Origin of the sequence: Enterobacter sp. RHBSTW-00994 (genome assembly GCF_013782625.1) — a bacterium.
GTDB lineage: Bacteria > Pseudomonadota > Gammaproteobacteria > Enterobacterales > Enterobacteriaceae > Enterobacter.
Genome location: NZ_CP056199.1, coordinates 4,134,195 through 4,160,801 on the forward strand (window position 1 = coordinate 4,134,195; position 26,607 = coordinate 4,160,801).

Below are 26,607 nucleotides of genomic sequence, written 5' to 3' on the forward strand. Positions count from 1 at the left end.
AGATTACGCCTCAGGAAGCTCCGCCAACGGCCAGCGTGGACGCACAGAAACGCTCAAATCAGCTCTCGCCTCTGCGTTCAAACGCACCATGCCTGCGTAAGCGATCATCGCTCCGTTATCGGTGCAAAATTCCGGACGCGCATAGAACACTTCGCCGCGACGTTTTTGCATCATCTCTGCCAGTTTCGCGCGCAACGTGCGGTTAGCACTGACACCACCCGCCATCACCAGGCGTTTAAAACCGGTCTGATCCAGGGCTCGTTTGCACTTGATCATCAGCGTATCCACCACCGCATCTTCAAAGGCGCGAGCGATGTCCGCACGGGTCTGATCGTCGTTATCATTGTTGCGGATAGTATTCGCAGCGAAGGTTTTCAGGCCAGAGAAGCTGAAATCCAGACCTGGACGATCGGTCATCGGACGTGGGAAAACAAAACGCCCTTCTGTTCCTTGTGCCGCTATTTTCGAGAGCATCGGGCCGCCGGGATAATCCAGCCCCAACAATTTGGCCGTTTTATCAAACGCTTCACCGGCCGCATCGTCGATAGACTCGCCCAGCAGCTCATATTTGCCAATCCCTGTCACACTGATCAACTGGGTATGGCCGCCAGAAACCAGCAGCGCGACAAACGGAAACTCAGGCGGATTATCTTCCAGCATCGGAGCCAGCAGATGCCCTTCCATATGGTGAACCGGGATCGCCGGAACATCCCACGCAAACGCCAGCGAACGTCCAACGGTTGCCCCAACCAGCAGAGCGCCCACCAGGCCAGGACCTGCGGTGTAGGCTACTGCATCAATATCTTTCGCCGTTAACCCGGCCTCTTTCAGCGCCGCCTGGATCAGCGGAACCGTTTTGCGCACATGGTCACGGGAGGCCAGTTCAGGCACAACACCGCCGTAGTCAGCATGTAATTTCACCTGACTATACAGTTGGTTGGCTAACAGCCCTTTTTCGTCGTCGTAAATGGCAATGCCGGTTTCATCGCAGGATGTTTCAATACCCAGTACACGCATGACTTATTTTACCTCGCTCTAATACCGCGCAGTGTAGGACCAATGCGGGTTGATGTAAAACTTTCCTCACCCCTGGTGCTCAGTTCGTGTATACTCCCTGTCCTTATAAAAGTCCCTTTCAAAATCACGTCGGTGCTTTACAAAGCAGCAGCAATTGCAGTAAAATTCCGCACCATTTTGAAATAAGCTGGCGTTGATGCCAGCGGCAAACCGAATTTATTAAAGGTGAGAGTTACATGCCGGTAATTAAAGTACGTGAAAACGAGCCGTTCGACGTAGCACTGCGTCGCTTCAAGCGTTCATGCGAGAAAGCAGGTGTTCTGGCTGAAGTTCGTCGTCGTGAGTTCTATGAAAAACCAACGACCGAACGTAAGCGCGCTAAAGCTTCAGCTGTGAAACGTCACGCGAAGAAACTGGCTCGCGAAAACGCACGCCGTACTCGTCTGTACTAATTGATTGAGGGCTTAAGTCCTCAATTACAGACAGAGTAATAGTCGTAAGGCCGTGCTTCCGGAAGGAATGCGCGGCTTATTTTCGTTTAAGAGTTACTAAAAATTCACGGGGCCTATGGCAGGACGAATCCCACGCGTATTCATCAATGACTTGCTGGCAAGAACCGACATCGTCGATCTCATCGACGCGCGGGTAAAGCTAAAAAAGCAGGGCAAGAATTACCATGCGTGCTGTCCATTCCATAACGAAAAAACCCCCTCTTTCACCGTGAATGGTGAAAAACAGTTTTACCATTGCTTCGGCTGTGGCGCACACGGTAATGCCGTCGATTTTTTAATGAACTACGACAAGCTCGAGTTCGTTGAAACCGTCGAAGAACTGGCGGCGATGCACAACCTTGAAGTGCCTTATGAAGCAGGCAGCGGCCCCAGTCAGATAGAGCGCCATCAACGGCAAACGCTGTATCAGTTAATGGATGGCCTGAATTCGTTTTACCAACAGTCTCTTAAGCAATCTGCTGCTGAGCCTGCGCGTCACTATCTGACCAAGCGCGGACTGAGCGACGACGTTATTGCGCGTTTCGCTATTGGATATGCACCACCCGGATGGGACAACGTCTTAAAACGTTTTGGTGGCAATAGCGAAGATCGTAAATCGTTGATCGACGCAGGTATGCTGGTCACCAACGACCAGGGACGAAGCTACGACCGCTTCCGTGAACGGGTGATGTTCCCCATTCGTGACAAGCGAGGCCGGGTGATTGGTTTTGGTGGACGCGTGCTGGGCGATGCCCTGCCGAAGTACCTCAACTCCCCGGAAACCGATATTTTTCATAAAGGCCGCCAGCTTTACGGTCTTTATGAAGCGCAACAGGATAACGCGGAACCTCAGCGTTTGCTGGTCGTCGAAGGGTATATGGATGTTGTTGCCCTGGCGCAATACGGCATTAATTACGCCGTCGCGTCGCTGGGAACCTCCACGACAGCCGATCATATCCAACTGCTGTTCAGGGTGACGAATAACGTTATCTGCTGTTACGACGGCGACCGGGCAGGCCGTGATGCCGCCTGGCGTGCGCTGGAAACGGCGCTTCCTTATATGACCGACGGGCGTCAGTTGCGCTTTATGTTCCTGCCCGATGGTGAAGACCCGGATACGCTGGTGCGTAAAGAGGGCAAAGCGGCGTTTGAAGCGCGGATGGAGCAGGCTCAGCCACTCTCCACGTTTTTGTTTAACAGCCTGATGCCGCAGGTAGATTTGAGTACACCGGATGGTCGCGCGCAGCTCAGTACGCTGGCACTGCCGCTCATCACTCAGGTCCCTGGTGAAACACTGCGTATTTATCTGCGCCAGGAACTCGGCAACAAGCTCGGTATTCTGGATGACAGTCAGCTTGAACGTTTAATGCCAAAACTGGCTGAAACAGGCGTGGTTCGCCCCGCGCCGCAGCTAAAACGCACAACCATGCGTATACTGATAGGGTTACTGGTACAAAACCCTGAGCTGGCACCACAAGTGCCACCGCTGGCAGGATTAAACCATGAAAAGCTGCCGGGACTTGGCTTATTTGCAGAACTGGTCAACACTTGTCTGTCTCAGCCAGGTCTGACCACCGGACAACTTTTAGAGCATTATCGCGGCACAAAAGAGTCCGCCACCCTTGAAAAACTGTCGATGTGGGACGATATAGCAGATAAAGATATCGCAGAAAAAACGTTCACCGACTCACTGAACCATATGTTTGATTCGATGCTTGAATTGCGCCAGGAAGAGTTGATTGCCCGCGAGCGCACACACGGTTTAAGCAGCGAAGAACGTCGGGAACTCTGGATGTTAAACCAGGAACTGGCGAAGAAATAAAAAGACAAAATCATTCACGTTGTACCAGGACAGCAAAAGAACGAATTCCCGGGAGTGTACATTAGCGCATGACCAGGATGACAAATCCGCCGGGACAACGTGAAGAATAAAGTATTTAACGGCTTAAGTGCCGAATATCGATCGGGAAGCCCCCGGCAGCCGCACTGAGAGGCAGCGGCACAAATATAAGTACGCCCTCGCTTTAAAGGTTGGCAGCAACACCGCCGACACCAATCAAACGAATTAAGTGTGGATACCGTCTTATGGAGCAAAACCCGCAGTCACAGCTGAAACTTCTTGTCCAACGCGGTAAGGAGCAAGGCTATCTGACCTATGCCGAGGTCAATGACCATCTGCCGGAAGATATCGTCGATTCAGACCAGATCGAAGACATCATCCAAATGATCAATGACATGGGCATTCAGGTGATGGAAGAAGCACCGGATGCCGATGATCTGTTGCTGGCCGAAAACTCCAACAACACTGACGAAGATGCGGAAGAAGCCGCTGCGCAGGTACTGTCCAGCGTAGAATCCGAAATTGGGCGCACGACTGACCCGGTTCGCATGTACATGCGTGAAATGGGTACGGTTGAACTGTTGACCCGCGAAGGCGAAATCGACATCGCTAAACGCATCGAAGACGGGATCAACCAGGTTCAGTGCTCTGTTGCTGAATACCCGGAAGCGATCACCTATCTTCTGGAGCAGTACGACCGCGTTGAAGCAGAAGAAGCGCGTCTGTCAGACCTGATCACTGGCTTTGTCGACCCGAACGCTGAAGAAGACATGGCGCCTACAGCGACTCACGTTGGTTCTGAACTGTCTCAGGAAGAGATGGATGACGACGAAGACGAAGACGAAGAAGACGGCGACGATGACAGCAGCGATGACGACAACAGCATCGATCCTGAACTGGCACGTGAGAAATTTGGCGAACTGCGTACTCAGTACGAACTCGCTCGCGACACGATTAAAGCCAAAGGCCGTAGCCACGCTGCTGCTCAGGAAGAGATCCTGAAGCTGTCTGAAGTGTTCAAACAGTTCCGTCTGGTTCCAAAACAGTTCGACTACCTGGTTAACAGCATGCGCGTGATGATGGATCGCGTGCGTACCCAGGAACGCATCATCATGAAACTGTGTGTTGAACAGTGCAAGATGCCGAAAAAGAACTTCATCACGCTGTTCACGGGTAACGAAACCAGTGAAACCTGGTTCAACGCTGCTGTCGCAATGAATAAGCCGTGGTCTGAAAAGCTGCTTGACGTTAAAGAAGACGTTCAGCGCGGCCTGATGAAACTGCAACAGATTGAAGAAGAAACCGGCCTGACCATCGAGCAGGTGAAAGACATCAACCGTCGTATGTCCATCGGTGAAGCGAAAGCCCGCCGTGCGAAGAAAGAGATGGTTGAAGCAAACTTACGTCTGGTTATCTCTATCGCCAAGAAATACACCAACCGTGGTCTGCAGTTCCTGGATCTGATTCAGGAAGGCAACATCGGTCTGATGAAAGCGGTAGATAAGTTCGAATACCGTCGTGGTTATAAATTCTCCACCTACGCGACATGGTGGATCCGTCAGGCGATCACCCGTTCTATCGCAGACCAGGCGCGCACCATCCGTATCCCGGTGCATATGATTGAGACCATCAACAAACTCAACCGTATCTCTCGCCAGATGCTGCAAGAGATGGGTCGCGAGCCAACGCCGGAAGAGCTGGCTGAACGTATGCTGATGCCGGAAGACAAGATCCGTAAAGTGCTGAAGATCGCCAAAGAGCCTATCTCCATGGAAACACCAATCGGTGATGATGAAGATTCGCATCTGGGTGATTTTATCGAGGATACGACCCTCGAACTGCCGCTGGACTCTGCCACCACCGAGAGCCTGCGTGCTGCGACGCACGACGTTCTGGCTGGCCTGACCGCGCGTGAAGCGAAAGTTCTGCGTATGCGTTTCGGTATTGATATGAATACCGACCACACGCTGGAAGAAGTGGGTAAACAGTTCGACGTTACCCGTGAGCGTATCCGTCAGATCGAAGCGAAGGCGCTGCGTAAACTGCGCCATCCAAGCCGCTCTGAAGTGCTGCGTAGCTTCCTCGACGACTAAAACTGTTCCGGTTCTGAAAAAGCTCCCTTTCGGGAGCTTTTTTTTTGGCATTTTCAGCCCACAGACAAAAATTGGTAGGGTAAATTATTAATAAATGAAATTGTAAATGATATTTATTTTCATTATCATTTTTCTTTTCGTAAACTACTGTAAAGAAAAATTACATGATCCCCTTAATTTTTAAGAATAAAACCCTCTGCGCACTCGCTATCTCCTTGACGCTTCACGCTGGTGCAACCTTCGCAAAAGAATTCTCAGAGAACCATTTCACGTCCCAGTCACTTGGTCATGGGGTTTACGAGCTGGCTTTTGATAAAAACCAAAAAGCGATCTATGCCGCATCAGCGCCCTCCTTTGATAAAGATAAAACAAGCGGAGAAGTCTTCCTGCTCGCGGCCGACTCTCTCAAGATTAATGAGCGGATCGCAACTCAACGACGTCCCTTTGCAGTCGCGCTGGATGAACCCAATCATATCCTCTATCTGGGCAATGCGCTGGACGGCTCACTTACCCTGGTTGATACCCGCACCAACAAAGAAGTAAAAACAATCCAGTTGAGTAACGACGCCGATCCGAAGAATAAAGCACACGTCCGTGAAGTGGTCCTGGATAAGAAACACCAGCGCCTCTACGTGTCCGGTATTGGCAGTGAAGACAAAGGCATGCTGTGGATTGTCGATACCCAGAAACAGCAGGAAATGCATGCCCTCACGAAGATGGACCCCGTAGGTTTCGCGGTCGATGAGTCAGGTGACAAGGTTTACGCCGTCACCGGAAAAGGCGAGCTGATCACCCTGGATGGCAAAACGTCGCAGCTCCTCTCCCGCGTAAAAGTTGACCCTTCCGAGGCGAACCATTACTTCCTGAACATTGCCCTGAACACGGCCAAGGGCGTGGGCTTTATCGCGGATACCAACACGCCTGACGTGCTGGTTGTGCAACTCGACTCAGGCAAGCTTATCCATCGTATCAAGACACCTAACTCCATTGCCGCCATCTATAACCCTGCGCGCAACGAAGTGTATGTCACCCATCGCAATGCCCGTCAGATTAGTGTTATCGATGCGAACACCTACGGCCTGAAGCACACCATCAAAACAGCAGCTATGCCAAACAGCATGGCACTTTCTCCTGATAGCAAAACGCTTTATGTCAGCGTCAAACAGGATGAAAAAGCCAACCAGGCTGACTACGTGCTCAAACTCGATTTAACTCAATTCTGAGGATTGCTTTGTGATTAACCAGACACGTACGGCACTGGCGATTTCGCTCGCCCTTGCCAGCCTTCCGGCAGCTGTTTTCGCCGAAGACAAAACACCTGCAAATGAAGATCAGCTTGTGGTCACCGCCACCGGTTTCGCACAGGAACGCCGCGAAGCACCTGCCACCATCTCCGTCGTGGGTGAAAAAGAACTCAATACGCGTTCTAACCAGAACGTCACCGAAGCGCTTCGCGAGATGCCAGGCGTATTAGTGGGGAACGGCAACGGAAGCCTTGCCACGGGTGATGTGCAGATGCGTGGCATGGACTCAACCTACACCTCCTACATGGTGAACGGCATCAAACAAGGGACCCGCGAATCTCGCCCTTACGGACACCATATCGGAACCGAAGCGGCCTTTATGCCGCCGCTTGCCGCTATTGAACGCATCGAGGTGATCCGTGGGCCGATGTCCTCACTATATGGCTCTGACTCCATCGGAGGCGTGGTCAACGTCATCACCAAAAAAGCCTACAACCTGGATAATTGGACGGGCGTACTGGAAGATAATTACTTCTTGCAGGAGAAGAGTGAGTACGGCAACACCAACCAGACGAATGCCTTCCTGATGGGACCCATCATTCCAGGCAAGCTTGGGATGAGCGTGGCGGCAGATTACCTTGACCGTCGCGATGATGACAGCCAGAACGATGAACGCTTTGTTAAGCACCAGGCGGGCAACCTGGACGCGACCATTAATATGTCGCCGACTGATACCCAACTGTGGGATGTGAATGTCGTCAAAGGACAGCAGGTAAAATCACACAACGATAAAGCCTGGCAATGGGACTTTGATCGTGATGCCGCATCACTGTCTCAGCACGCGTGGTACGGTGACGGTCTGCTGGAAGCGAAAAACTTCGTCAGCTACGAGAATGCCAAAACCGAATACCGCGTGCCGGGTATGAGCTCGCAGTTTATCAAGCAGCGTAACTACGAGGCCAACAGCGCGAACACCCTTTCGTTGGGCGATCATAAGTTAACGCTTGGGATCAACTTCACCCGTAATGAGCTGGACGACACTTTCGGCATCGAAGACAAAGAAGTTCCGGGTGTGACACCGGTCAGCAAGATCACCCGTAACGGCTGGGCACTGTTTGCCGAAGACGCATGGATGATGGTTCCGGACTTCACCCTCACCACGTCCGCACGTCTGGATCACGACAGCTACTTTGGCTATCACGTCACGCCAAAACTCTACGGTAACTGGACGATTGATGAAAGCTGGGCGCTGAAAGGCGGGGTATCGGCGGGCTATAAGAAGCCCGACCTGCGTGAAAACAACGAAGGCTTTACCAGCGTCTACGGCGCCTATCCTTATTCGTTTATTGGGATCGGTAACGACAACCTGAAGCCGGAACAAAGCGTCAACACCGAGTTGGGCGTCTACTGGCAACAGGACACGCTGGAGCTGGATGCCACCGTGTTCTTCACCAAATTTAAAGACAAGATCAGCGACTACACCATCTGCACCGCATCGGGCACGCAGAAATGTATCTACAACGGGTACGAAGCTGAAGAAGTCTCCCAGTATTTCAACGTCAGCGACGCGGAAATCTACGGTCTGGAGCTGAACGGCGACTGGCAGGTCACGCCATCGCTGAAGGCTAACGCAAACTACACCTATACTCACAGCGAGCAAAAAAGCGGTCAGTACAAGGGCGAGGCGCTGAACGAATTCCCGAGCAGCATGGCCAACCTGTCACTGACGTGGAATGCGCTTAATGACCTGGAGTTGTGGACTAAAGCCAGCTGGCGCAGCAATACGCCGGACACGGGTAAATCGACATCCACAGAGGCTTATGCCCTGGTTGATTTAGGTCTACGCTACCATCTCAATAAAAACATCACACTGATGACGGGTGTCTATAACCTGTTCGACGTGAACCCGATTTACAAAACGTCCTACAACCAGTCCTCGATACTGGAAGGCCGCCGCTACAACATGGGCGCACGCTTCGAGTTCTGATAGTGACGCCGGAGCCTCAGGCTCCGGCAGTTACAGCCCCCGCACGATAAGTGCTTCATCCAGTTCCCGGTAGGATTCGACCAGCTTATCCAGCGTTGCCCTGTTCAGGCCACTCGGATTTGGCAATACCCACACCTGCGTGACGCCGATGGTAATGCTCTGCTTGCCCCATTGCGCACCACGCTGATTAAATGCCTGCTCGTAGGCCTGCTTGCCGAGGATCGCCAGTGCCGCTGGCTGGTAGTCTTCAATCTTTCTAATAAGCTCCTGTCCGCCGCTGCGCAGTTCAAGCAGATTCACTTCACTCGCCTGCACCGTTGGGCGTTCGACCAGCATGGTGATCCCGCAGCGCGTATCGAGCAGATGCTGCTCCTCTTCCGGCTTTAACAACCTGTCAGTAAAACCGGCCTGGTGGATCACTTTCCAGAAGCGATTGCCCGGATGAGCGAAGTGAAAACCGGTGTGTGCTGAAGACTTTCCGGGGTTGATACCGCAGAACACCACCCGCAGGCCAGGGGCCAGAATATCGTTGATCATGTTTACTCCCGATCGATACATCGTTGCGGAAGTATAAAGGATTGATAATGCGTTGTTTATAAAAACAGCAGGCAGGTGTGAATGGCTGGATTGCGACGTAGAGTTACTCTATAATTCACCGCCACGGCCCCTTAGCTCAGTGGTTAGAGCAGGCGACTCATAATCGCTTGGTCGCTGGTTCAAGTCCAGCAGGGGCCACCAGATACAGCAAGGGCTGGAGAGAAATCTCCGGCCCTTTTGCTTTTTACGGGGAGACTTTCAAACGGGAAATATGGTGATGCATGGTTAAATAATGACCGTTCAGCCAAAATATCCGTAATAGACCCGGTAAACAGCCATGAAGATGTCACGGACATCCCGGCCATCGACCAAAAAATAAGAGCTGTTCAGTGAATCTCCGCACTTCATCAGGCCAACTGGGGAGTCGATAATCTCAACAGTCTTATGCTCCCGGTTTCTTTTCGGATCACACGAGTAATGTTTAGTGTGATTGCACAACGACCGAACCACCAGGTAATCAGGCAGCTCCTGCAGTGCTTTATCAAGCGCTTCCTCCCTGCTCAGTTTGCCGCAGGGCTTCCCGTCATAATCGATTTTCTTGCCCTGAAAAATCCACTCACGAAGGTGGTACATGGGAAACAGCGTATCGATCAGCCCCTCTTCGGTCGGGTGCTTATAAAAATTCACCCACTTGCTTTTAAGATGCTCGAACATCGCCCCTGCATCACACTTGTTGAATAAACCTGCCATAACGTTACTTCGCCTCCTGCAAAAAATTATCGCGATTTTATCTGTCCGATGGCTCGGGGTTCGTATTCTTCAACCAGAAACAACAACTCAAACCACAAATAATAAGGTAACAATATGTTTTATAACGTTTTAATTTCTCACATGATAGTGATTTATCCCATTAATTAATCTATGTACAGAACAATATAACCATCTTAAAATTATGGTTTTACTTAACTCAAATGGAAATTGAGGTTTATGGCTATTCCAGCTTATTTATGGCTCAAAGACGATGGCGGCGCAGACATCAAAGGTGGTGTAGACGTGCGAGATCGTGAAGGTAGCATCGAGGTGTTAGGATTCGGGCACGGCCTGTTTCTCCCGACCGACAACAACACGGGCAAAATCACCGGGACGCGCGTACACAGCGCCATCAATTTTGAACAGGAGTTTGATTACTCAAGCCCCTATCTCTACAAAGCTGTTGCCACCGGCCAGACGCTCAAAAGCGCCGAATTTAAGTGGTACAAAATCAACGACGCGGGCCAGGAAGTGGAATACTTCAACATGCTGCTGGAAGGCGTCAAAATCGTGTCTGTTTGCCCTCTGATGCATAACTGTAAAAACGAGAGCACTGAGAAGCACAATCACCTGGAAGCATTGCGATGGCAATATCATCTTCTCTGACTCATGGAACGAAAGATGATCCGGTGTACATTCAGATTGAATGGAAACGGCTTATCAAACCTCAGTTGCCCAGGTATTGGTTTCTTCCCTGCGTATTCCGGATACGAAGGGAAACACAGAAATAATCCTGATTCCGTGAATGTTCCGAATGCTGGCCCGTTGCCACCTGGCAAATATTATATAGTCAGTCGTCCGACTGGAGGCTTAAGAACTATGATTCAGGATTGGGCTGCCAGCGAGTACACTGGTTCAGATCGTTCAATTTGGTTTGCCCTGTATCGAGAAGACGGGAAAATTGATGACTGGACGTTTATAGATAAAGTAGAGCGCGGTCATTTCCGGCTACATCCGGCAGGGTATAAAGGCGTTAGTGAAGGATGCATCACATTGCCCAGTCCGTCTCATTTTGCTGTTTTACGCGAGGCTTTGCTGAGAACGCCAACAATGCATGTCACGTCTATGCTCACCGCTTACGGCACTGTGCAGGTTTACTGATGAAAGCTATTCATATAGCCCTGATGTGGGCCGCGTCATTTGCTGTGTATGCGGTTGTTTTGATCCTGATGTATGCATTCGTGCCCCAAGGAACGTTGTTCGCGTTTTACAACGATATTGCTGGGCCGGTTCCCGGTGCTGAATGGGATAGTATTATCAGCAATGTGATCATTCTGGGAAGCGCGGTAATAACATTCTTGCTGGTCTGGCTCGTTGCATATTTTGCCATGAAAAAACGGCCCAACTAACCACCACCAACCCGGTCATTTCATTCTGGCCAGGTTACTCTTCCCTTCCTCTCCGTAGTTCGCAACAATAACCTTTTTATTGAATGGATAGTTGCACTCCCCCCCCTCAGTTACAGCGAACCGTACCAAACGAGTCGCGGCGGCACGTCGTTGTGCTGCCGTCGCTGTGTGTTGTCCGGCTGGTTCCAAAAGCGTCCGTTCGGGTAACGTCGCCATTGCTGCCACGGGTCGTGCCGAAACTATCCGTGCGCCAGCTGTTCCCATTGTTATCACGGGTCGTACCAAATGAATCAGTGCGGTACGTACTACCATCGCTCCCCCTGGTGGTTCCGAAAGAGTCCGTTCGATACGTTGTGCCGTTGTCACAGCGCGTGGTGTTGAAACTGTCAGTACGACAGGTTGTCGCCTGTACGGTACTGGTTATCAGTGCCAGCGCGATAATCAGATATTTCATTTCATCAGCTCCATGTTTACTGCCTGGATTAGCGTGCAACGTCTTCCACGCGAAGATCTGCCAGACGTTTTTGTGAGGGGGTGAACGAACTGACGTTTGTATGCTCGCTCTACGTCGTAATTCGACCTCGTAAATTCATCCCATTGTGGCTTTCTGTGCCGCAGTCATCACCGCGATAACGTATTTCAAGACTAGCCCTGTCAGTGCATCATCAACGTTTTTATCTAAACCAGGTTACCTGGCTCGTTCGTTTTTCCTGTAAGTACTCAGCAATTATTCACCGACAATACGATTTTTACCGGTCTTTTTAGCCTGATAAAGTCTTGCATCCGCTTTTTTCAAAAGTTGTTCCGCTGATTCATCATTTGTATGTTTCGCAATGCCTGCGCTGAATGTCACATGCAAATCTGCCTCCCGCCATTTCCGAATAGACACCATCTGTAACCATGTATCAATTATTTGATAAAAATAATCATAATCTTCACCAGCATAAATGACACAGAGTTCCTCCCCACCGAACCTGTAGAGGTTATGTTCATTACCTACTACCTGGCATCCTGTTTTACTGACAGTTTGTAAAACAATATCGCCGGTATCATGACCATATGTGTCATTTATAACCTTAAAATTATCTATATCTATTATTGCCAACCAGAAGGTTTCCTCACTTTTAATGAGATGATGAATATCATCCTCAAACTTCCTTCTGTTAAATATTTTCGTCAACCCATCAACAGTAGAATCATAAACAGCCTGCTCAAGATACTCTTTATTTCTCCTGATATCAGCATAGATAGAGCTTATTGTTATCTTATCTTTTTTGGGATCAATCCCGTTTATCCCCATATACAACTTTGATATTATTTGCTCCATATACAGCTTAGCAAGAAAAATTATAATCATGTAAAGCACCAGACAGGATAACGTCACAATCCAGAACGTTTGTTTGGCAACGCTTGTAATATCGTTATAATCACTTTCATTTACAACAGTAAACGCAAACCAGTCGGGATTCATGTATGTCTTATAGAAAACAAAAACCTTCTCTTTGCTATCATAAAACTCGCCCTCAACGTTAGAAGCCCGCTCAACCCAAGAAAGAGGAACCTTTTTTCTTAGAATCTCTACCTTGTTCTCGCTCAGAACCACGTCCCCCGCAGCCGAAGTAATTAAAAACTTTCCATTATAAGGAGGCATTTTATTATTTATGTTTGAGCTTATTGACTTTAAATCCAAATCAAAGGCTATATATCCCGATAAAATCAGAATGTTTGTTAAACAGATTCATGCTCGCCGTGATGGACTTCTTTTTTAACTTCGAGGTTCCACTTATATCATCAAGAATGGATGAATACGGTTCTGAGTAACTAATAAAATCCTTTGTAGCCGTTAAAGGATACCATGGTCTTGAACGAGGAGAAAATCTCTTTAATTCAACGCTTGGGTATATTTTATAATTATCTTTAGAATCTGAAATGATGATATTACTGAAAAAAACAGTTGAGTCTGTTATCGCGGGTATAACCGTATTCAAATCAGTTTGCTCACCTTTTAAGTACTTTGTGATATCCTTTTCATCGATATTAGCCGATAAACTTCTGAACATTAACTTTATTTCATTCAAAGGTGTTTCAATATTGGCCCTTGATGCGTTTGTCGTAAATCGGGACATGGTGCTTTTAAATTCCTTCTTACTACTATAATCAATATAGAGGTATGTATAAACACACATGATGACAAAAGGAATGAGTAATATAAAAACTAAGCTGCCGATTGCTTTGTTCGTGTTATAGGATTTCACGCTGGCCATCTCATCACAAAGTATGTGGTTACTCTATCATGAAGAATTTAGGATAAATATTAATTACGGTGCGCAATCATTCGTTCGTTGTTTTTTTAAACGCCGAATGTCTACACCCTTTTCTTACACCTTGTCCCCTCGCATGATACATATTGGTCCTATCTGTTTTATTCGATGTCCACATGCGAGACACGGTATCAGCAACAGCCCTGCACAGGTTTCGCTTGCTCTTCGAAGTCCCAATTGCCCTTCTGCGAGTCATCTTCCAGAATGAACACAAGCGAATCATCACTCCCCCTCACAAACCACAAAAACTAAAGAAATCCCCCATCGCGCCGATCATCATCCATGTGTATTATTTCCTGTAGCTTTCTCAACAACTAACCTTAACTCAAATACTTAAGCGCCAAAGCGAAAGGCATCATGAGCACACCGATTAAACGGCTAGAAATCATTAAAAATGCCATTGAACTGGAAGATGACGACATCATTCAGAGCCAGCTGACACGGCTAAAAAATGAAGCGTTTGACGATGAGCTACAGGCAATCGTCGTGGCGCTTGAGAAGAAGAATTACACCGCAGCGCTGGCGGCTATCGTCCGTTGGTTACAGAGCCAGCGTGCAATCACCCAATGGCGTGACCCGCAGGTCGCCGCCAGTAAGCTGGAACTGAAAGCACTGGAAGAGCGACTGCGCGATCTCATTGACCGTCGCAATGCCCGAGTGCAGCAGCTTGACGAGTTCAATGACCTCTACTTCTCCCGCCTGGGTCCGCTGATGCAGCAGATCCTCTCCCTGCGCAAAACGCTGGCAGAGCTGAATCTGCGCCGTCAGCAGGCGGAAGCCCGGCGCCGGGAAGAGGACTATCGCCGCTGCCAGCAATATATGGCGCAGGCCGTCGAATTACTGGCGACACTCACGCAGCGATGGCGCGATCTCCCGGCTGATTCCATGCAGGCCGCGGACGCGCGCAAAAATCTTCAGCAGCAAAGCAACCTGATTACCAACCTGCTGGCCGAAGCGCTGGAGCTTGAAAGCGGTTTAACACGCGAAGAAGAACCGGCACGTCAGGCGCGTGACCATGCCAATGAAGAGTACGACAAGTATCGCGAGCAGCATCAGGATGCCGAAGTCAGGCTGCGCAAGGGCAAAGATCTGTCCGAAGAAGATCAAAACGAACTCAAACGGCTCTGGCGTCAGGCGAGTAAGCTCTGCCACCCGGATTTGGTGGCGGACGATCTGAAAGAAGAAGCCAACACCATGATGGTACAGCTAAACCAGGCGAAGCAGCGCGGAGATGTGAAAGCGATTCGTTCCCTGGTAGCCCGTTTACAGCAGGGCTTTGAGCCGCTGATGGCAAGCGACAGGCTGAACGATCTGGAGCGAATTCGCAAAAAAATGGCGCAGGTTCGCGAGCAAATCGACACGCTCGTGAATGAGCTGGCAGAGCTGGAAAAAGAGGAATCCTGGTTGCTCGTCTCATCGCTGAACAATATGGAAGCCTATTTCACCCAGCAAGAGAGGACGTTACACGATGTACGCGCCTCGCTCGAACATCAAGTGAGCGAAGCGCAGCTGGATTCAGCGGCGTAGCTATTTGGCGTGCCAGTATGCACTGGCACGTACCAATTGCTGATCCACCGGGTCGCTTTCAAACTGACGGCTCAGGTTTTTCACCACCTTCCCTTCTCCGGTCAGCCAGATGAAGTAATCCTCAGCAGGAACGGTCAGTTGTGCCAGATTGTCGGCAATCGCCTGTTCATTGTGCCCAACAACCCAGGTGATATTAAAATCACTCAGGTGCGCCAGATAGTCCTTATAAGATTCATCACCGACGGTCACGATCGCATGAATTTCCGGGCAAACCGGCAGTGTTGCAATGCCCTCTAAACGACGACGCAATGCCGGCATCCCGGACTCATCACACACATACAGCTGCCAGGCGTAATCTTCCGGCACAACCAGCGAGCCACGTGGTCCGCCAATGGTGAGCTTGTCGCCCACTTTCGCCTGTACTGCCCAGGTGCTGGCAATACCGCCGTCATGAACAAAGAAATCGAGCATCAGTTCGTGGTGAGCTTCGTCATACAGTGGCGTGTAATCACGCGCCTGCGGGCGCACGCCCTCTCCCCAGTTAATACCTTCATCGGTGACAACAGGCGCTACAAAGGTTGCTCCCGGTTCCGGGAAAAAGACTTTGGTGTGGTCGTCGAATCCGCGGGAGCTAAAGCCCTCCAGCGCTTCTCCGCCCAGGACGATACGCTGGAAACCCGCACTGATGCGTTCAACGCGAAGTACATTCAGCTCGCGAAAGCGCAGGTCATTACGGACACGTTGTGGGTAACGGGTTGATGTCATTTTTATGCCTTCATGAAGTGAATACGATATATCGAAATAAATTTTAAATGATAATGATTGCTAATAAACAAGATTGCAAGTTTTTTTTGATATAGTCATTACATTGAAATGCAATAAAAAATAAATATATAAAAATCAATAAATTAAATAAAATAACAATGTAATTATTGCTAGCAGAATCAATTTAGATATAAATTAGATATATCAATTTATAAGGATGAACTATGCGACACGCACACGAAGGCGGCGGACGCCGTCAGCGCTTTTTTGGTCACGGCGAGTTAAGGCTGGTGATTCTGGAGATCCTGACCCGCAACGCCAGCCACGGCTACGAGCTGATCAAAGCGATCGAGACCATGACGCAGGGGAATTACACCCCAAGCCCTGGTGTGATCTATCCGACCCTCGATTTTTTGCAGGATCAGTCGTTTATCACCATCACGGAAGAAGAGAATGGGCGTAAAAAGATTGCCATCACCGTTGCCGGGCAACACTGGCTGGATGAAAACCAGGAACATCTGGAACACATTCAGGCACGTATTAAAGCCCGCTGCGTAGGCTTTCAGTTACGTAAAAACCCGCAGATGAAGCGGGCTTTGGACAATTTTAAGGCCGTATTGGATCTGAGAGTCAATCAGGGAGAACTCAGCGACGCACAGTTGAAACAGATCATCGGGGTGATTGACCGCGCAGCGCTTGAGATCTCCCAGTTAGATTAAGCCAGCGCGCGGTCACTCACGCGGAAGACACGTACCAGCTCTTTCAGGTGCATCGCCTGTTCATTCAGCGATGCCGCCGCCGCCACCGACTCTTCCACCAGCGCAGAGTTCTGCTGGGTAGTGGCATCTATCAGGCCAATCGCACTATTAATCTGCGAAATACCCTCTGTTTGTTCATGGCTTGCCTGGCGGATCTCACGCAGGATCACGTCCATCTCTTCGACGTTACCGACCATCCCGTTGATCAAGCCGCTGGCTTTCTCAACAAGGTTCATCCCGTCCTGCGTCTGGCTGGACGAGCTTTCAATCAGTTGACGGATCTCACTGGCAGAGGAGGCACTCTTCTGCGCCAGCTGGCGCACTTCACCTGCCACCACCGCAAAGCCACGGCCATGCTCACCGGCACGTGCCGCTTCCACCGCGGCGTTCAGCGCCAGGATGTTGGTCTGGAAGGCAATGGCGTCGATCAGGTCGATAATGTCGGACATCCGGTTTGATGTCTCGTTAATCAGGCGCATTTTACTGGTCACCTGCTTCATCATTTCGCCGTTATTTTTGACCACTGCTGCCGCATCCGCTGACAGGTTAGTGGCTTCGCCGGTATGCGAGGCCGTGTTTTTCACCGTGGCGGTGATCTGCTCCATTGAAGCGGCCGTCTGTTCCACGGAGCTAGCCTGCTCTTCCGTGCGTGCGGCCAGATCCTGGTTGCCTGCCACAATTTGTGCTGCAGCGCTCGAGATATTCTCCGAGCCGGTCTGCACCTGCTGCACAATCTCCAGCAGGCGGGTTTTCATCTCCATCAACGCATGCAACAGCAGGCCTGTTTCATCTTTGCCGTGCGAGGTGATGATCCCGGTGAGATCGCCCTCAGCAATAGCTTCAGCAAACGTCACCGCCTGGCCCAACGGACGCGTAATGGAACGCACGATGTACCAGCCAATAATGCTGCCTACCGCCACGCTGAATAGCGTGATCACAATCAGCAGCAGACGGTTGGTTCTGAAATCACCGTCTACCTGCATACCGGCATTTTGCATCTCGCTGTTTTGAATCGTAATCAGCTCCTGCACTTTCGCCTTGTAAGCCTGCTGCAAATTAATGGTATTGGTCATCATCTCCTGAAGCGCACTCGCACGATCGTTGTTCTGCACCGCCTGCAAAATGCGATAACGCGAGTCAAGGTACTGCTGGCGTACCCCACGGATATCCGTCAGGACTTGCTGTGATTTTTTATCACGCAGAGAGTTGTTCAGGTCACCCAGAATCACAGTGATGTGTTCACTGATCTCTTTCAGATGCTGCTGCGACTGCGCGGTGTACTTGCCCTGTTCATCCAGTAACATGAGCTGTTGAGTGCTTACAAATTCCTGAAACTGATCAATTAACTGGTTGGCTTTTACCGTTGTCGGGTAATCATTTGTAATGATGGATTGCATCCCGTTGTTTGCCCTGTTCAGGCTTAACAGCGATAAACTGGCGCTAAGCACCATCAATACAATAAAGAATCCAAACGCCAGAAATAATTTTGTGCCGATCTTTACGTCATGTAAGAACATATTTACTCCATCGATGTGATTATTTCTCAGACGATCACCGTTATCGGTAACGAAGCCACTAACTTTATGACTTTGATCGTTTTTTTATTTCATAACCATCATAATGGATAGGTGCAGACTATTAATATGACCACATTGATCGTTATACATCCACCAGAGTATAGGTTTGTGAAATAGCATCGGGATAAACTGACTTAGGCACAGATAAATAACCAAAGCGGTTTTTTTAGTTATTTAATATCCAATTAACATTAGATCGTATTAATAATTACAAACCGCCAAATAGCAAAGCCGCTTATCCCTTACGAAATAAGCGGCTTTTCTGGAACTTTACAGACTCAATGAAGCACAGTCACGGCGTCTTCGAGTCGTCCTGCGCGGTGCTTAACCATGGCGGAGATCTGGGCGCTCTCTTCCACCAGGTCCGCGTTTTTCTGGGTGATGCTGTCCAGCTCGGCAACGGCACGAGTTAGCTCCGCAAGGCCGGTAGCCTGTTCAGAGGTCGAATGGCTGATTTGCGCGATCAGCTGCGTCACATTCTTCACCTGCTCAACAATACCATCCATAGTGCGCCCTGCGGCGTGAACCTGATCGGAGCCAGACTGCACCTTGCTGGCGCTGGCATCAATAAGCTTGCGGATGTCGTTGGCTGCATTCGCGCTCCGGCTCGCCAGGTGACGCACTTCTCCTGCAACCACCGCAAAACCTTTCCCCTGCTCGCCTGCTCGTGCCGCTTCTACCGCGGCATTCAGCGCCAGAATATTGGTCTGGAAGGCGATGTCATTAATCAGCGAAGTAATGGAGCCAATACGCTGGGTACTGTCAGCAATATCATCCATGGTTTTTACGACGGTCTGCATGGCATGTCCGCCTTCCGTTGCCGCGCTGCTGGCCGCCATCGAAAGTTTATCCACTTCAGCAGCCGTTTCAGAGTTACTCTGCACAGATGCCGCCATCTGGTTCATTGTGGCGACAGTCTGCTGCACATTTGTAACCGTCTGGCGCGTACGATCATTGAGATCTTCATTGCCTTGCGCCAGCCTGTCACTATCGTCACGCACGCTGACAACCTGGCTTGAGACATCATGGATCAGCCAGCGGCACATCAAACCCAGTTGCCCGACGGCACGTAAAGTCAGCCCCAGCTCATCACTGCGGTTCAGATGCTGAACGGTATTGCGTTCGCCGGTCGCCACGTTTAGCGCCTGACGCGCCACATTTTCAACCGGGCGGACAATCTGCTGCTCAAACAATACGGTTCCCAGAAGCATCACCAGTGCACTGGTTCCCAGCGCAACCAGGCCGCCTTCGGTCATGTAAAGCGCGGCGGCAAGTATCACGAAAAGCGCTGCCATGACACTGCGAACACGCCAGCGTAGCGGCATCGCGGGCAACTTCCCGAGCCAGCCCTTACGTACCACCAGCCCTTTATGAACGCGTTTGTTACAGCGACCTTCATTCAATGCCTTATATAAAGGCTCGACCGCTGCAATCTCTTCGGCCGTCGCTTTTGCGCGAATCGACATGTACCCCGTCACCTGGCCATTACGCACCATTGGTACGGCGTTGGCTCGCACCCAATAGTGGTCACCATTCTTGCGACGGTTCTTCACAATCCCGCTCCAGGGCTCGCCTTGCTGCAACGTGTACCACATGTCGGCAAAGGCGGCTTTTGGCATATCCGGATGACGCACAAGATTGTGCGGTTGGCCCAGCAGTTCATTTAGCTTGTAACCGCTCACTTGCACAAAAGTGTCGTTGGCGTGGGTGATGTAGCTGTGAAGATCGGTGGTGGACATTAAGGTGGTGTCATCGTCCAGAGGATATTCATTCTGGGTGACATAGGATGGAGAGGACATTATGGGCATCCCTTGCAGGTTATTTGAATGTTAATTTTGTGGATTAATCTTTTTTCGGCGGTAAACAATTTATCTTTAGTTGTTAAATTTGATTGAGATCGCAAATTTAAGTTAAACCGCACTTTTTATACGTTTTTATAATTGATTGATTTCAAATACTTTCGTTGAGAAATTACCCACGAAGCATGACCTGTTAACGCCCACTAAAGAAGCAATGACTGCACCACACGAGTGCAATTGACGCTTTCGCGCGCATGACCTACCCGTTTTGGTCTGCCGCTTAATCCCGTTTCGATGGCGTCGGCATGATTAAATTTCGCACAACATAATGTTAACCAGGCGTTTATCCCGATTTTCGTTAAGTCACCGGAAGTGGCGTAATCCCTGCAATACTTACTTCAGTATCATGTGATACGCGATCCCCGGGAGCACATTTTGAACAGGTTACCTTCCAGCGCCTCGGCTCTTGCCTGTACCGCGCACGCATTGAATCTCATTGAGAAGCGAACGCTTGATCATGAGGAGATGAAACAACTTAACCGAGAGGTTATCGACTACTTTAAAGAGCATGTGAATCCTGGGTTTTTGGAGTATCGCAAATCTGTTACCGCCGGCGGGGATTACGGAGCCGTAGAGTGGCAAGCGGGAAGTCTGAATACGCTTGTCGACACCCAGGGACAGGAGTTTATAGATTGCCTGGGTGGTTTTGGTATTTTCAACGTGGGGCACCGTAATCCAGTTGTGGTTTCCGCCGTACAGAATCAACTTGCGAAACAACCGCTTCATAGTCAGGAACTGCTGGATCCGCTTCGCGCGATGCTGGCAAAAACGCTGGCGGCTTTAACGCCCGGCAAACTGAAATACAGCTTCTTTAGCAACAGCGGGACGGAATCGGTCGAAGCGGCACTAAAACTCGCCAAAGCGTACCAGTCACCGCGCGGCAAATTCACCTTCGTCGCAACCAGTGGCGCGTTCCACGGCAAGTCATTAGGCGCACTGTCAGCAACGGCTAAATCAACCTTCCGCAAGCCGTTCATGCCACTTCTGCCTGGCTTCCGCCATGTGCCGTTTGGCGATATTAACGCGATGCGCACCCTGCTCACCGAATGCCGTAAAACCGGTGATGACGTGGCTGCGGTGATCCTGGAGCCAATCCAGGGAGAAGGTGGCGTGATCCTGCCACCGCCAGGGTATTTGCCCGCCGTGCGTAAGTTATGTGACGAGTTTGGTGCACTGCTGATTTTCGACGAAGTGCAAACCGGGATGGGGCGTACAGGTAAAATGTTTGCCTGCGAGCATGAGAACGTTCAGCCGGACATTCTGTGCCTGGCGAAAGCGCTCGGCGGCGGCGTGATGCCTATCGGGGCGACGGTTGCCACTGAAGAGGTGTTTTCAGTTCTGTTCGATAACCCGTTCCTCCACACCACTACCTTCGGTGGAAACCCGCTGGCCTGTGCGGCGGCGCTGGCAACCATCAATGTTCTGCTGGAGCAAAATCTGCCTGCTCAGGCGGAGCAAAAAGGTGACATGTTGCTGGACGGTTTCCGTCAGTTGGGGCGTGAATACCCGGATCTGGTCCAGGATGCACGCGGCAAAGGCATGCTAATGGCGATTGAGTTTGTCGACAATGAAACGGGCTACAGCTTCGCGAGCGAGATGTTCCGCCAGCGAGTGTTGGTTGCCGGTACGCTCAATAACTCCAAAACCATTCGCATTGAACCGCCGCTAACGCTGACCATTGAACAGTGTGAGCTGGTGCTAAAAGCCGCACGTAAAGCGCTGGCCGCCCTGCGGGTAAGCGTAGAAGAAGCGTGATATCACTCCCCCTCCGCCCGGAGGGGGAATTTTAACGGTGAAATTCCGCCACCGTCATCGTAAACCTTAAGAGACCTTCGCCCTCATTGGCATAGCGATGTGCGGCTTCCGTTTTTGCTACAGCAGACGATCCGGCGTTAACCCGCGTAACCGTCTCCTCCACGTTGAGCGTTAACACCCCTTCTTCAACATGCAGAAGTTCGAACGTGCCGGCAGGATGTCCCGATGACGTAAAGCATTCGCCCGGATACATCTCCCAGCGCCAGAGCTCAATCATGTCCGGGCCTGCTGTACCCGCCAACAGCCGGGCACATCCGCCCCGCTCTCCCTGCCACAACACCGGAATCGCCGAACCTTCAATCACATGAACGAAGGGTTCGCTCGCAACATTGACGATCTCCGCAACAGAAACACCTAGCGCCGCCGCCAGCTTACACAGAATGGCAATACTGGGGTTCGCCGCGCCTTTCTCAATCTCCACCAGCATCCCTTTACTGACGCCCGCACGACGCGAAAGCTCATCCAGAGACATCTTTTTTGTTTTGCGCCAGTTGCGGATACGGCTGGCGACCGCCAGGCTTACCTGGGCAATATCTGCACCCGAATCGGTCATTATATTGACTTTATCAGTCATTGGTCACTACCATGGTATAAAACAGTCAATACAGGATTATTTATGTCTCTCGTCACGCCGTCAATAGATCCGCGTCTCACCGGAATTGCGCCTGGGTTTCGGGCACTGAGCATTCTGGTTGAAGCAGCCCCGATTTTGCACCCCGACGTTGCTCCTGCCGCACTGGCAAAGGCCTGTCAGCAGGTGTTGAATGATGATGTGCCCTGGGCCGATGCGCATCTCGCGGCCTGGGATGACGCATTTAAAGCCTTTGGCGCAAAACCTAAACGCACTCCCTGTTCAGCCGCGGCTCTGCGTAAGCGGGTGCTAAAAGAGGGGTCACTGCCCTCGCTCGATCCGGTCGTCGATATCTACAATGCCATCAGTATTCGCTACGCGATCCCCGTCGGCGGGGAGAATCTGGCCGCCTACTGCGGCACGCCACGCCTGACGCTTGCCGATGGCAATGAACCGTTTGATACCCTCAAAGAGGGGCAAACCGTTGTGGAGTATCCGGATGCAGGTGAAGTGATCTGGCGCGCCGCTTCCGCCCTGCGGGCCGGGTTTGACGTGTGGTATTCCGTTCTCGCCGGATTATTCCCGCACACGGCACTGGCGCTTGCACGCTCAAAAGAGGAGGGGCAATCCGAACGTCTGGAACCACTGTGGGCGCTGTTCCGCCGTTACGGCAGTTTGCGGGTCATTGCCGCCGCTGCCGAGATGATGGGGAAAGTCGCGACACCGGCATTACCCTTCCCGTTGCAGGCGATTCATGGCGAGCCACGGGAAGAGCTTTCTGCGATACTTGCTAAACTGGAACTGGTCTGAAAAAAGCCGGGTAGCGCTGTGCTTACCCGGTCGCCCCCCAGCAGCGCCTCATAACCCAGGACCGTTACTCCGGCAACAACCCGACAAAACTGCGTTTTTTGCGCGGCTCCGACATGAGCTCTTCGAGCTTATCGACACACGCCAGATAGTGCGGCATTTTCTTATGCGCCAGCACCGCCTCTTCGTCTTTATAAGCCTCGTAGATAAAGAACCGGGTCTTCACCCTTGGGTCCTGCAATACGTCAAAACGCAGGTTTCCCGGCTCCCGGATCGCGCCTTCGTGGTTGGCGCGAAAGACTTCCAGAAACTCATCCACCCGCTCGGGTTTGATGTTGATCTCCACTAACGTCACATTCATTTTACCTCTCCCTGTTTTTCTTCCTGCCAGAACTGGAATGCATCGCGGGCATTCCAGTTCTCATGTACCACTTTTTTCACTGCTTTCAGCATGGCAAGCGGTGCGCTGGACTGGAAGATGTTACGCCCCATATCCACGCCGGACGCCCCCTGATCGATCGCCCGCCAGCACATCTCCAGCGCCTCGTGCTCCGGCAGTTTTTTGCCGCCCGCAATCACAATCGGTACAGGGCAGCTGGCCGTCACTTTTTCAAAGCCGTCATCGGTGTAGTACGTTTTCACGAACTGCGCCCCTATTTCGGCGGCAATGCGGCTGGCAAGCGAGAAGTAACGTGCATCACGGGCCATCTCTTTGCCCACCCCCGTCACCGCCAGCGTCGGGATGCCGTAGCGGCTACCCGCATCCACCAGTTTGATGATGTTGTTGATCGACTGATGCTCAAATTCACTGCCGATATAAACCTGTGCCGCCACTGCGCAGACATTCAGACGCAGAGCATCTTCCATCGCCACCGCGACACACTCGTTGGACAGCTCACCTAAAATGGAATTGCCGCCTGAGGCACGAAGCACAACAGGTTTGTTGGTCGCTGGCGGAACCTGGCTGCGCAAAATACCGCGCGTACACATCAGCACATCGGTTTCCCCGAACAGTGGCGCAATAGAGAGATCGATACGCTCAAGCCCGGTCGTCGGCCCCTGAAAATAGCCATGGTCAAAGGCCAGCATCACCGTGCGGTTGCTTTTCGGGTTAAAGATGCGCGCCAGCCGCGACTGCATCCCCCAGTCCAGCGCGCCACACCCTTTCAGAGTGAAGGGCACGTTTTGCTGCGGTGTGCCGATGCCAAAATCTTTGCCGTCTTTGATGTCGTCTAAATCAGCCATTTGCTCCCCCGTCAGAAATCGTATTTGTTGATGTTCTCTTTGGTGAACACCACGCGTTCCGGCAGTAACACAATGCCATTGCCTTTCGCCTCATACTGGTAACCCTGAACGCTGTTCGGCTCGACCTTCAGCGTCCCAATGTCTTTTACGTCCACGCTGTCGCCAACGTTAAGATCGCCCTTTTTCAACAAATGATCGGCGACATTGACCGCAATTTTTCCCTGCTGTACGACATCCCACAGGCCGAACGCTTTCACCGTACCGCGCTCAACGTAAGGACGCATCACGTTCGGGGTACTGAATCCCACAATCGCCACACCTTCACGCTTCAGGTTTTCTGCTGCCTGTGCTGCGGCGGGCAAGGCGTTGGCATCCGGGGCGATGATCGCGTCCAGATCCGGGTAGGCTTTTAAGATCCCTTCGGCGGTTTGCAGGGATTTGGTCGCGTCGTTGTAGCCAAACTGGGTGGTAACAATTTGCCACTGAGGATGATCTTTCTCGATTTTAGCTTTCGCCTCTTTCACCCACTGGTTCTGGTCCGTGACGGTGGGGCTTGAGTAGAAGAAAGCCACTTTGGCATTGGGTTTGCTGACTTGTTTACCTGCCATCTCCACCAGCAGGCCGCCGAGCTGTTCCGGGGTCCCCTGGTTGATGTAAATGCTGCGGCATTCCGGTTTGGTATCAGAATCCCAGGTGAGAACTTTCACGCCGCGCTGCATTGCCCTCTTCAGCGCCGGGCAGAGGCCGTCAGGCGACACGGCGGAGACGATAATGGCGTTATAGCCCTGGTTCACAAAGTTATTGATGAGCTGCACCTGACCAGAGACGCTCGGTTCGGTCGGGCCATCGTAGGTCACGTCTGCGCCAAGGGCTTTCCCGGCCTCTTTCGCACCATTACCCCCGCTGGTAAAGAACCCCACCCCCACTAGCTTAGGAATAAAGGCAATGCGGTCTGCCGCCTGCGCCGATGCGAAGCTGAGTGCCATCGCCAGGACTATCAGTTTTGTTTTCATCTTACGCTCCGGGTAGTTTTGAGGAAAAAATTGCGCACCCATTCACGGTGCAAGCTCAGCGACCGTCCCATTACCACGACAACCAACAGCGCCCCTGACAGCGCGCTCGACACCTGGCTGGGGATGCCGACCATCTGTAAACCTTGTTGCAGATACCCCACCAGCAGCGCCGCCAGTGCCGTACCAATAACCGAACCTGAACCGCCATAAATATTCGCTCCGCCCAGCACGGCGGCAGTGAGTGCAGGCATGAGCAAATCACGCCCTAAATCGGAGCGCGCGGAACCGAAATACGAGACCATCACCAGCGCAGCAATCGCGGACGCCACACCCACCAGGCCATACAGCGCGTAAGGCATACCGTTGACCGACAGCGCCGCATAGCGCGCTGCGCGAGGGTTTTGCCCAATCAGAAACAGATGCCGGCCAAAGCGCCCGCGATGGGTGATGAGCCAGAAGAAAAAGGTGATCACCGCAAACAGCACCAGCGGGATCGGCAGACCGAAAACGGTGAGGTTGGCGAATGCCGTGAAGCTGTCCGGGAATCCGCCGATACCCTCATACCCCGTCGCCCCCGCCATGCCGGAGAGCAGCAGCGCGCCGCCGCCATAGAGATAGAGCGTCCCCAGCGTAATCACCAGTGGGCTGATGCCGGTGTAGTGGATAAGAGCCGCGTTGAACAAACCGCACAGCAGACCAAGCAGAAGAGTGAGCGGGATGGCGACAGCCATCGGCCAGCCCGCCTGCATCATCACGCCCAGCGCAATAGCGCACAGACCAATGGTCGAGCCAAGGGAGATATCAATCCCGCCGCTGATGATCACCAACGTCAGAGGCAGTGCCACAATGCCAATGCAGATAAAATCACTGGTGCTAAACAGCAGCATGTTGATATCCAGCATCCTCGGGTTAATCGCCCCGAAAAGCAGGATCTCCACCACCAGCAAAATCAGCAGCGCACTTTCCCAGCTACGTTTCATT

The 26,607-nt window shown here is 51.5% G+C and carries 24 protein-coding genes, 1 tRNA gene and 2 pseudogenes; 13 read left to right on the plus strand and 14 right to left on the minus strand.

What is annotated here, in order from left to right:
• Positions 1-3: 3 nt before the first annotated feature.
• Complete coding sequence (gene tsaD, locus HV346_RS19680) at positions 4-1,017, minus strand: tRNA (adenosine(37)-N6)-threonylcarbamoyltransferase complex transferase subunit TsaD (protein ID WP_181620850.1); 1,014 nt, start codon at positions 1,015-1,017, stop codon at positions 4-6.
• 236 nt (positions 1,018-1,253) lie between these two features.
• Here tsaD and rpsU point away from each other — a divergent pair, with 236 nt between their 5' ends.
• The 5 genes from rpsU to HV346_RS19705 all read left to right on the plus strand — a co-directional run bounded on the left by rpsU (position 1,254) and on the right by HV346_RS19705 (position 8,672).
• Complete coding sequence (gene rpsU, locus HV346_RS19685; protein ID WP_001144069.1) at positions 1,254-1,469, plus strand: 30S ribosomal protein S21; 216 nt, start codon at positions 1,254-1,256, stop codon at positions 1,467-1,469.
• A 115-nt stretch (positions 1,470-1,584) separates the two neighbouring features.
• Complete coding sequence (dnaG, locus tag HV346_RS19690; protein ID WP_181620851.1) at positions 1,585-3,330, plus strand: DNA primase; 1,746 nt, start codon at positions 1,585-1,587, stop codon at positions 3,328-3,330.
• A gap of 263 nt (positions 3,331-3,593) precedes the next feature.
• Positions 3,594-5,441, plus strand: a complete 1,848-nt coding sequence (gene rpoD, locus HV346_RS19695; RefSeq protein WP_181620852.1) for an RNA polymerase sigma factor RpoD — start codon at positions 3,594-3,596, stop codon at positions 5,439-5,441.
• A gap of 164 nt (positions 5,442-5,605) precedes the next feature.
• Complete coding sequence (locus HV346_RS19700) at positions 5,606-6,664, plus strand: YncE family protein (protein ID WP_181620853.1); 1,059 nt, start codon at positions 5,606-5,608, stop codon at positions 6,662-6,664.
• Between the two features lie 10 nt (positions 6,665-6,674).
• The gene (locus HV346_RS19705; RefSeq protein ID WP_181620854.1) at positions 6,675-8,672 is read left to right on the plus strand and encodes a TonB-dependent receptor; all 1,998 of its coding nucleotides are present in this window, start codon (positions 6,675-6,677) and stop codon (positions 8,670-8,672) included.
• A gap of 30 nt (positions 8,673-8,702) precedes the next feature.
• Here the strand turns inward: HV346_RS19705 and mug are convergent, their stop codons facing one another.
• Positions 8,703-9,209, minus strand: a complete 507-nt coding sequence (gene mug, locus HV346_RS19710; RefSeq protein WP_181620855.1) for a G/U mismatch-specific DNA glycosylase — start codon at positions 9,207-9,209, stop codon at positions 8,703-8,705.
• A gap of 125 nt (positions 9,210-9,334) precedes the next feature.
• Here mug and HV346_RS19715 point away from each other — a divergent pair.
• Positions 9,335-9,410: transfer RNA gene (locus HV346_RS19715), tRNA-Ile, on the plus strand.
• A gap of 99 nt (positions 9,411-9,509) precedes the next feature.
• Here HV346_RS19715 and HV346_RS19720 read toward each other — a convergent pair.
• Positions 9,510-9,959, minus strand: a complete 450-nt coding sequence (locus HV346_RS19720; protein ID WP_181620856.1) for a hypothetical protein — start codon at positions 9,957-9,959, stop codon at positions 9,510-9,512.
• Positions 9,960-10,196: 237 nt separating this feature from the next.
• Here HV346_RS19720 and tssD point away from each other — a divergent pair.
• The 3 genes and pseudogenes from tssD to HV346_RS19735 all read left to right on the plus strand — a co-directional run bounded on the left by tssD (position 10,197) and on the right by HV346_RS19735 (position 11,368).
• Positions 10,197-10,644, plus strand: a pseudogene (tssD, locus tag HV346_RS19725) (type VI secretion system tube protein TssD).
• Positions 10,641-11,120 (plus strand): DUF2778 domain-containing protein, encoded by a 480-nt coding sequence (locus HV346_RS19730; RefSeq protein WP_181620857.1) that lies wholly within the window; start codon positions 10,641-10,643, stop codon positions 11,118-11,120. Before tssD ends, HV346_RS19730 begins: the two are co-directional and overlap by 4 nt.
• A complete protein-coding gene (locus HV346_RS19735) occupies positions 11,120-11,368 on the plus strand; it encodes a hypothetical protein (protein ID WP_181620858.1) in 249 nt (82 codons plus the stop codon). The genes HV346_RS19730 and HV346_RS19735 overlap by 1 nt, the downstream gene beginning before the upstream one ends.
• A 106-nt stretch (positions 11,369-11,474) precedes the next feature.
• On the opposite strand, the gene HV346_RS19740 is transcribed toward HV346_RS19735, so the two are convergent.
• The 3 genes from HV346_RS19740 to HV346_RS19750 form a co-directional block, all read right to left on the minus strand.
• Entirely contained in the window at positions 11,475-11,822 is a 348-nt protein-coding gene (locus tag HV346_RS19740) for a hypothetical protein (RefSeq protein WP_181620859.1), read from the minus strand.
• 273 nt (positions 11,823-12,095) lie between these two features.
• On the minus strand, positions 12,096-13,019 hold the full coding sequence (locus tag HV346_RS19745) for a GGDEF domain-containing protein (RefSeq protein ID WP_181620860.1): 924 nt from the start codon (positions 13,017-13,019) through the stop codon (positions 12,096-12,098).
• Positions 13,020-13,059: 40 nt separating this feature from the next.
• Positions 13,060-13,623 carry a hypothetical protein gene (locus HV346_RS19750; RefSeq protein WP_181620861.1) on the minus strand — a complete coding sequence of 188 codons (564 nt, stop codon included), beginning with the start codon at positions 13,621-13,623 and terminating at the stop codon, positions 13,060-13,062.
• A 423-nt stretch (positions 13,624-14,046) separates the two neighbouring features.
• Here HV346_RS19750 and HV346_RS19755 point away from each other — a divergent pair, with 423 nt between their 5' ends.
• Positions 14,047-15,216: a DNA repair protein gene (locus tag HV346_RS19755; RefSeq protein WP_181620862.1), complete on the plus strand. Its 1,170-nt coding sequence runs from the start codon at positions 14,047-14,049 to the stop codon at positions 15,214-15,216.
• On the opposite strand, the gene HV346_RS19760 is transcribed toward HV346_RS19755, so the two are convergent.
• Positions 15,217-15,981 (minus strand): siderophore-interacting protein, encoded by a 765-nt coding sequence (locus HV346_RS19760; RefSeq protein WP_181620863.1) that lies wholly within the window; start codon positions 15,979-15,981, stop codon positions 15,217-15,219.
• 224 nt (positions 15,982-16,205) lie between these two features.
• Between HV346_RS19760 and HV346_RS19765 the strand changes: the two genes are divergently transcribed.
• Positions 16,206-16,700 (plus strand): PadR family transcriptional regulator, encoded by a 495-nt coding sequence (locus HV346_RS19765; RefSeq protein ID WP_181620864.1) that lies wholly within the window; start codon positions 16,206-16,208, stop codon positions 16,698-16,700.
• Here HV346_RS19765 and HV346_RS19770 read toward each other — a convergent pair.
• Positions 16,697-18,256: a methyl-accepting chemotaxis protein gene (locus HV346_RS19770; protein WP_181620865.1), complete on the minus strand. Its 1,560-nt coding sequence runs from the start codon at positions 18,254-18,256 to the stop codon at positions 16,697-16,699. The two genes, HV346_RS19765 and HV346_RS19770, sit on opposite strands and share 4 nt — an antisense overlap.
• Before the next feature lie 338 nt (positions 18,257-18,594).
• Positions 18,595-20,115, minus strand: coding sequence for a PAS domain-containing methyl-accepting chemotaxis protein (locus HV346_RS19775; RefSeq protein ID WP_181620866.1), 1,521 nt, complete (start codon positions 20,113-20,115; stop codon positions 18,595-18,597).
• Positions 20,116-20,550: 435 nt separating this feature from the next.
• On the opposite strand from HV346_RS19775, the gene ygjG reads away from it, so the two are divergent.
• Positions 20,551-21,930: a putrescine aminotransferase gene (gene ygjG, locus HV346_RS19780; protein ID WP_181620867.1), complete on the plus strand. Its 1,380-nt coding sequence runs from the start codon at positions 20,551-20,553 to the stop codon at positions 21,928-21,930.
• A gap of 31 nt (positions 21,931-21,961) precedes the next feature.
• Here ygjG and HV346_RS19785 read toward each other — a convergent pair whose 3' ends face one another.
• Positions 21,962-22,564 carry an XRE family transcriptional regulator gene (locus HV346_RS19785; RefSeq protein ID WP_181620868.1) on the minus strand — a complete coding sequence of 201 codons (603 nt, stop codon included), beginning with the start codon at positions 22,562-22,564 and terminating at the stop codon, positions 21,962-21,964.
• Positions 22,565-22,606: 42 nt separating this feature from the next.
• On the opposite strand from HV346_RS19785, the pseudogene HV346_RS19790 reads away from it, so the two are divergent.
• Positions 22,607-23,083: pseudogene (locus HV346_RS19790) on the plus strand (phenylalanine--tRNA ligase beta subunit-related protein); the annotation flags it as partial.
• A gap of 352 nt (positions 23,084-23,435) precedes the next feature.
• Here HV346_RS19790 and lsrG read toward each other — a convergent pair.
• Genes lsrG through lsrD form a run of 4 tightly spaced genes read right to left on the minus strand, consistent with a single transcriptional unit; the run spans position 23,436 to position 26,606 of the window.
• Positions 23,436-23,729, minus strand: coding sequence for a (4S)-4-hydroxy-5-phosphonooxypentane-2,3-dione isomerase (gene lsrG / locus HV346_RS19795; RefSeq protein ID WP_181620869.1), 294 nt, complete (start codon positions 23,727-23,729; stop codon positions 23,436-23,438).
• On the minus strand, positions 23,726-24,613 hold the full coding sequence (gene lsrF / locus HV346_RS19800) for a 3-hydroxy-5-phosphonooxypentane-2,4-dione thiolase (protein WP_181620870.1): 888 nt from the start codon (positions 24,611-24,613) through the stop codon (positions 23,726-23,728). Before lsrF ends, lsrG begins: the two co-directional genes overlap by 4 nt.
• Before the next feature lie 11 nt (positions 24,614-24,624).
• Entirely contained in the window at positions 24,625-25,626 is a 1,002-nt protein-coding gene (lsrB, locus tag HV346_RS19805) for an autoinducer 2 ABC transporter substrate-binding protein LsrB (RefSeq protein ID WP_181620871.1), read from the minus strand.
• Entirely contained in the window at positions 25,623-26,606 is a 984-nt protein-coding gene (gene lsrD / locus HV346_RS19810) for an autoinducer 2 ABC transporter permease LsrD (protein ID WP_181620872.1), read from the minus strand. The genes lsrB and lsrD overlap by 4 nt, the downstream gene beginning before the upstream one ends.
• Position 26,607 lies beyond the last annotated feature (1 nt).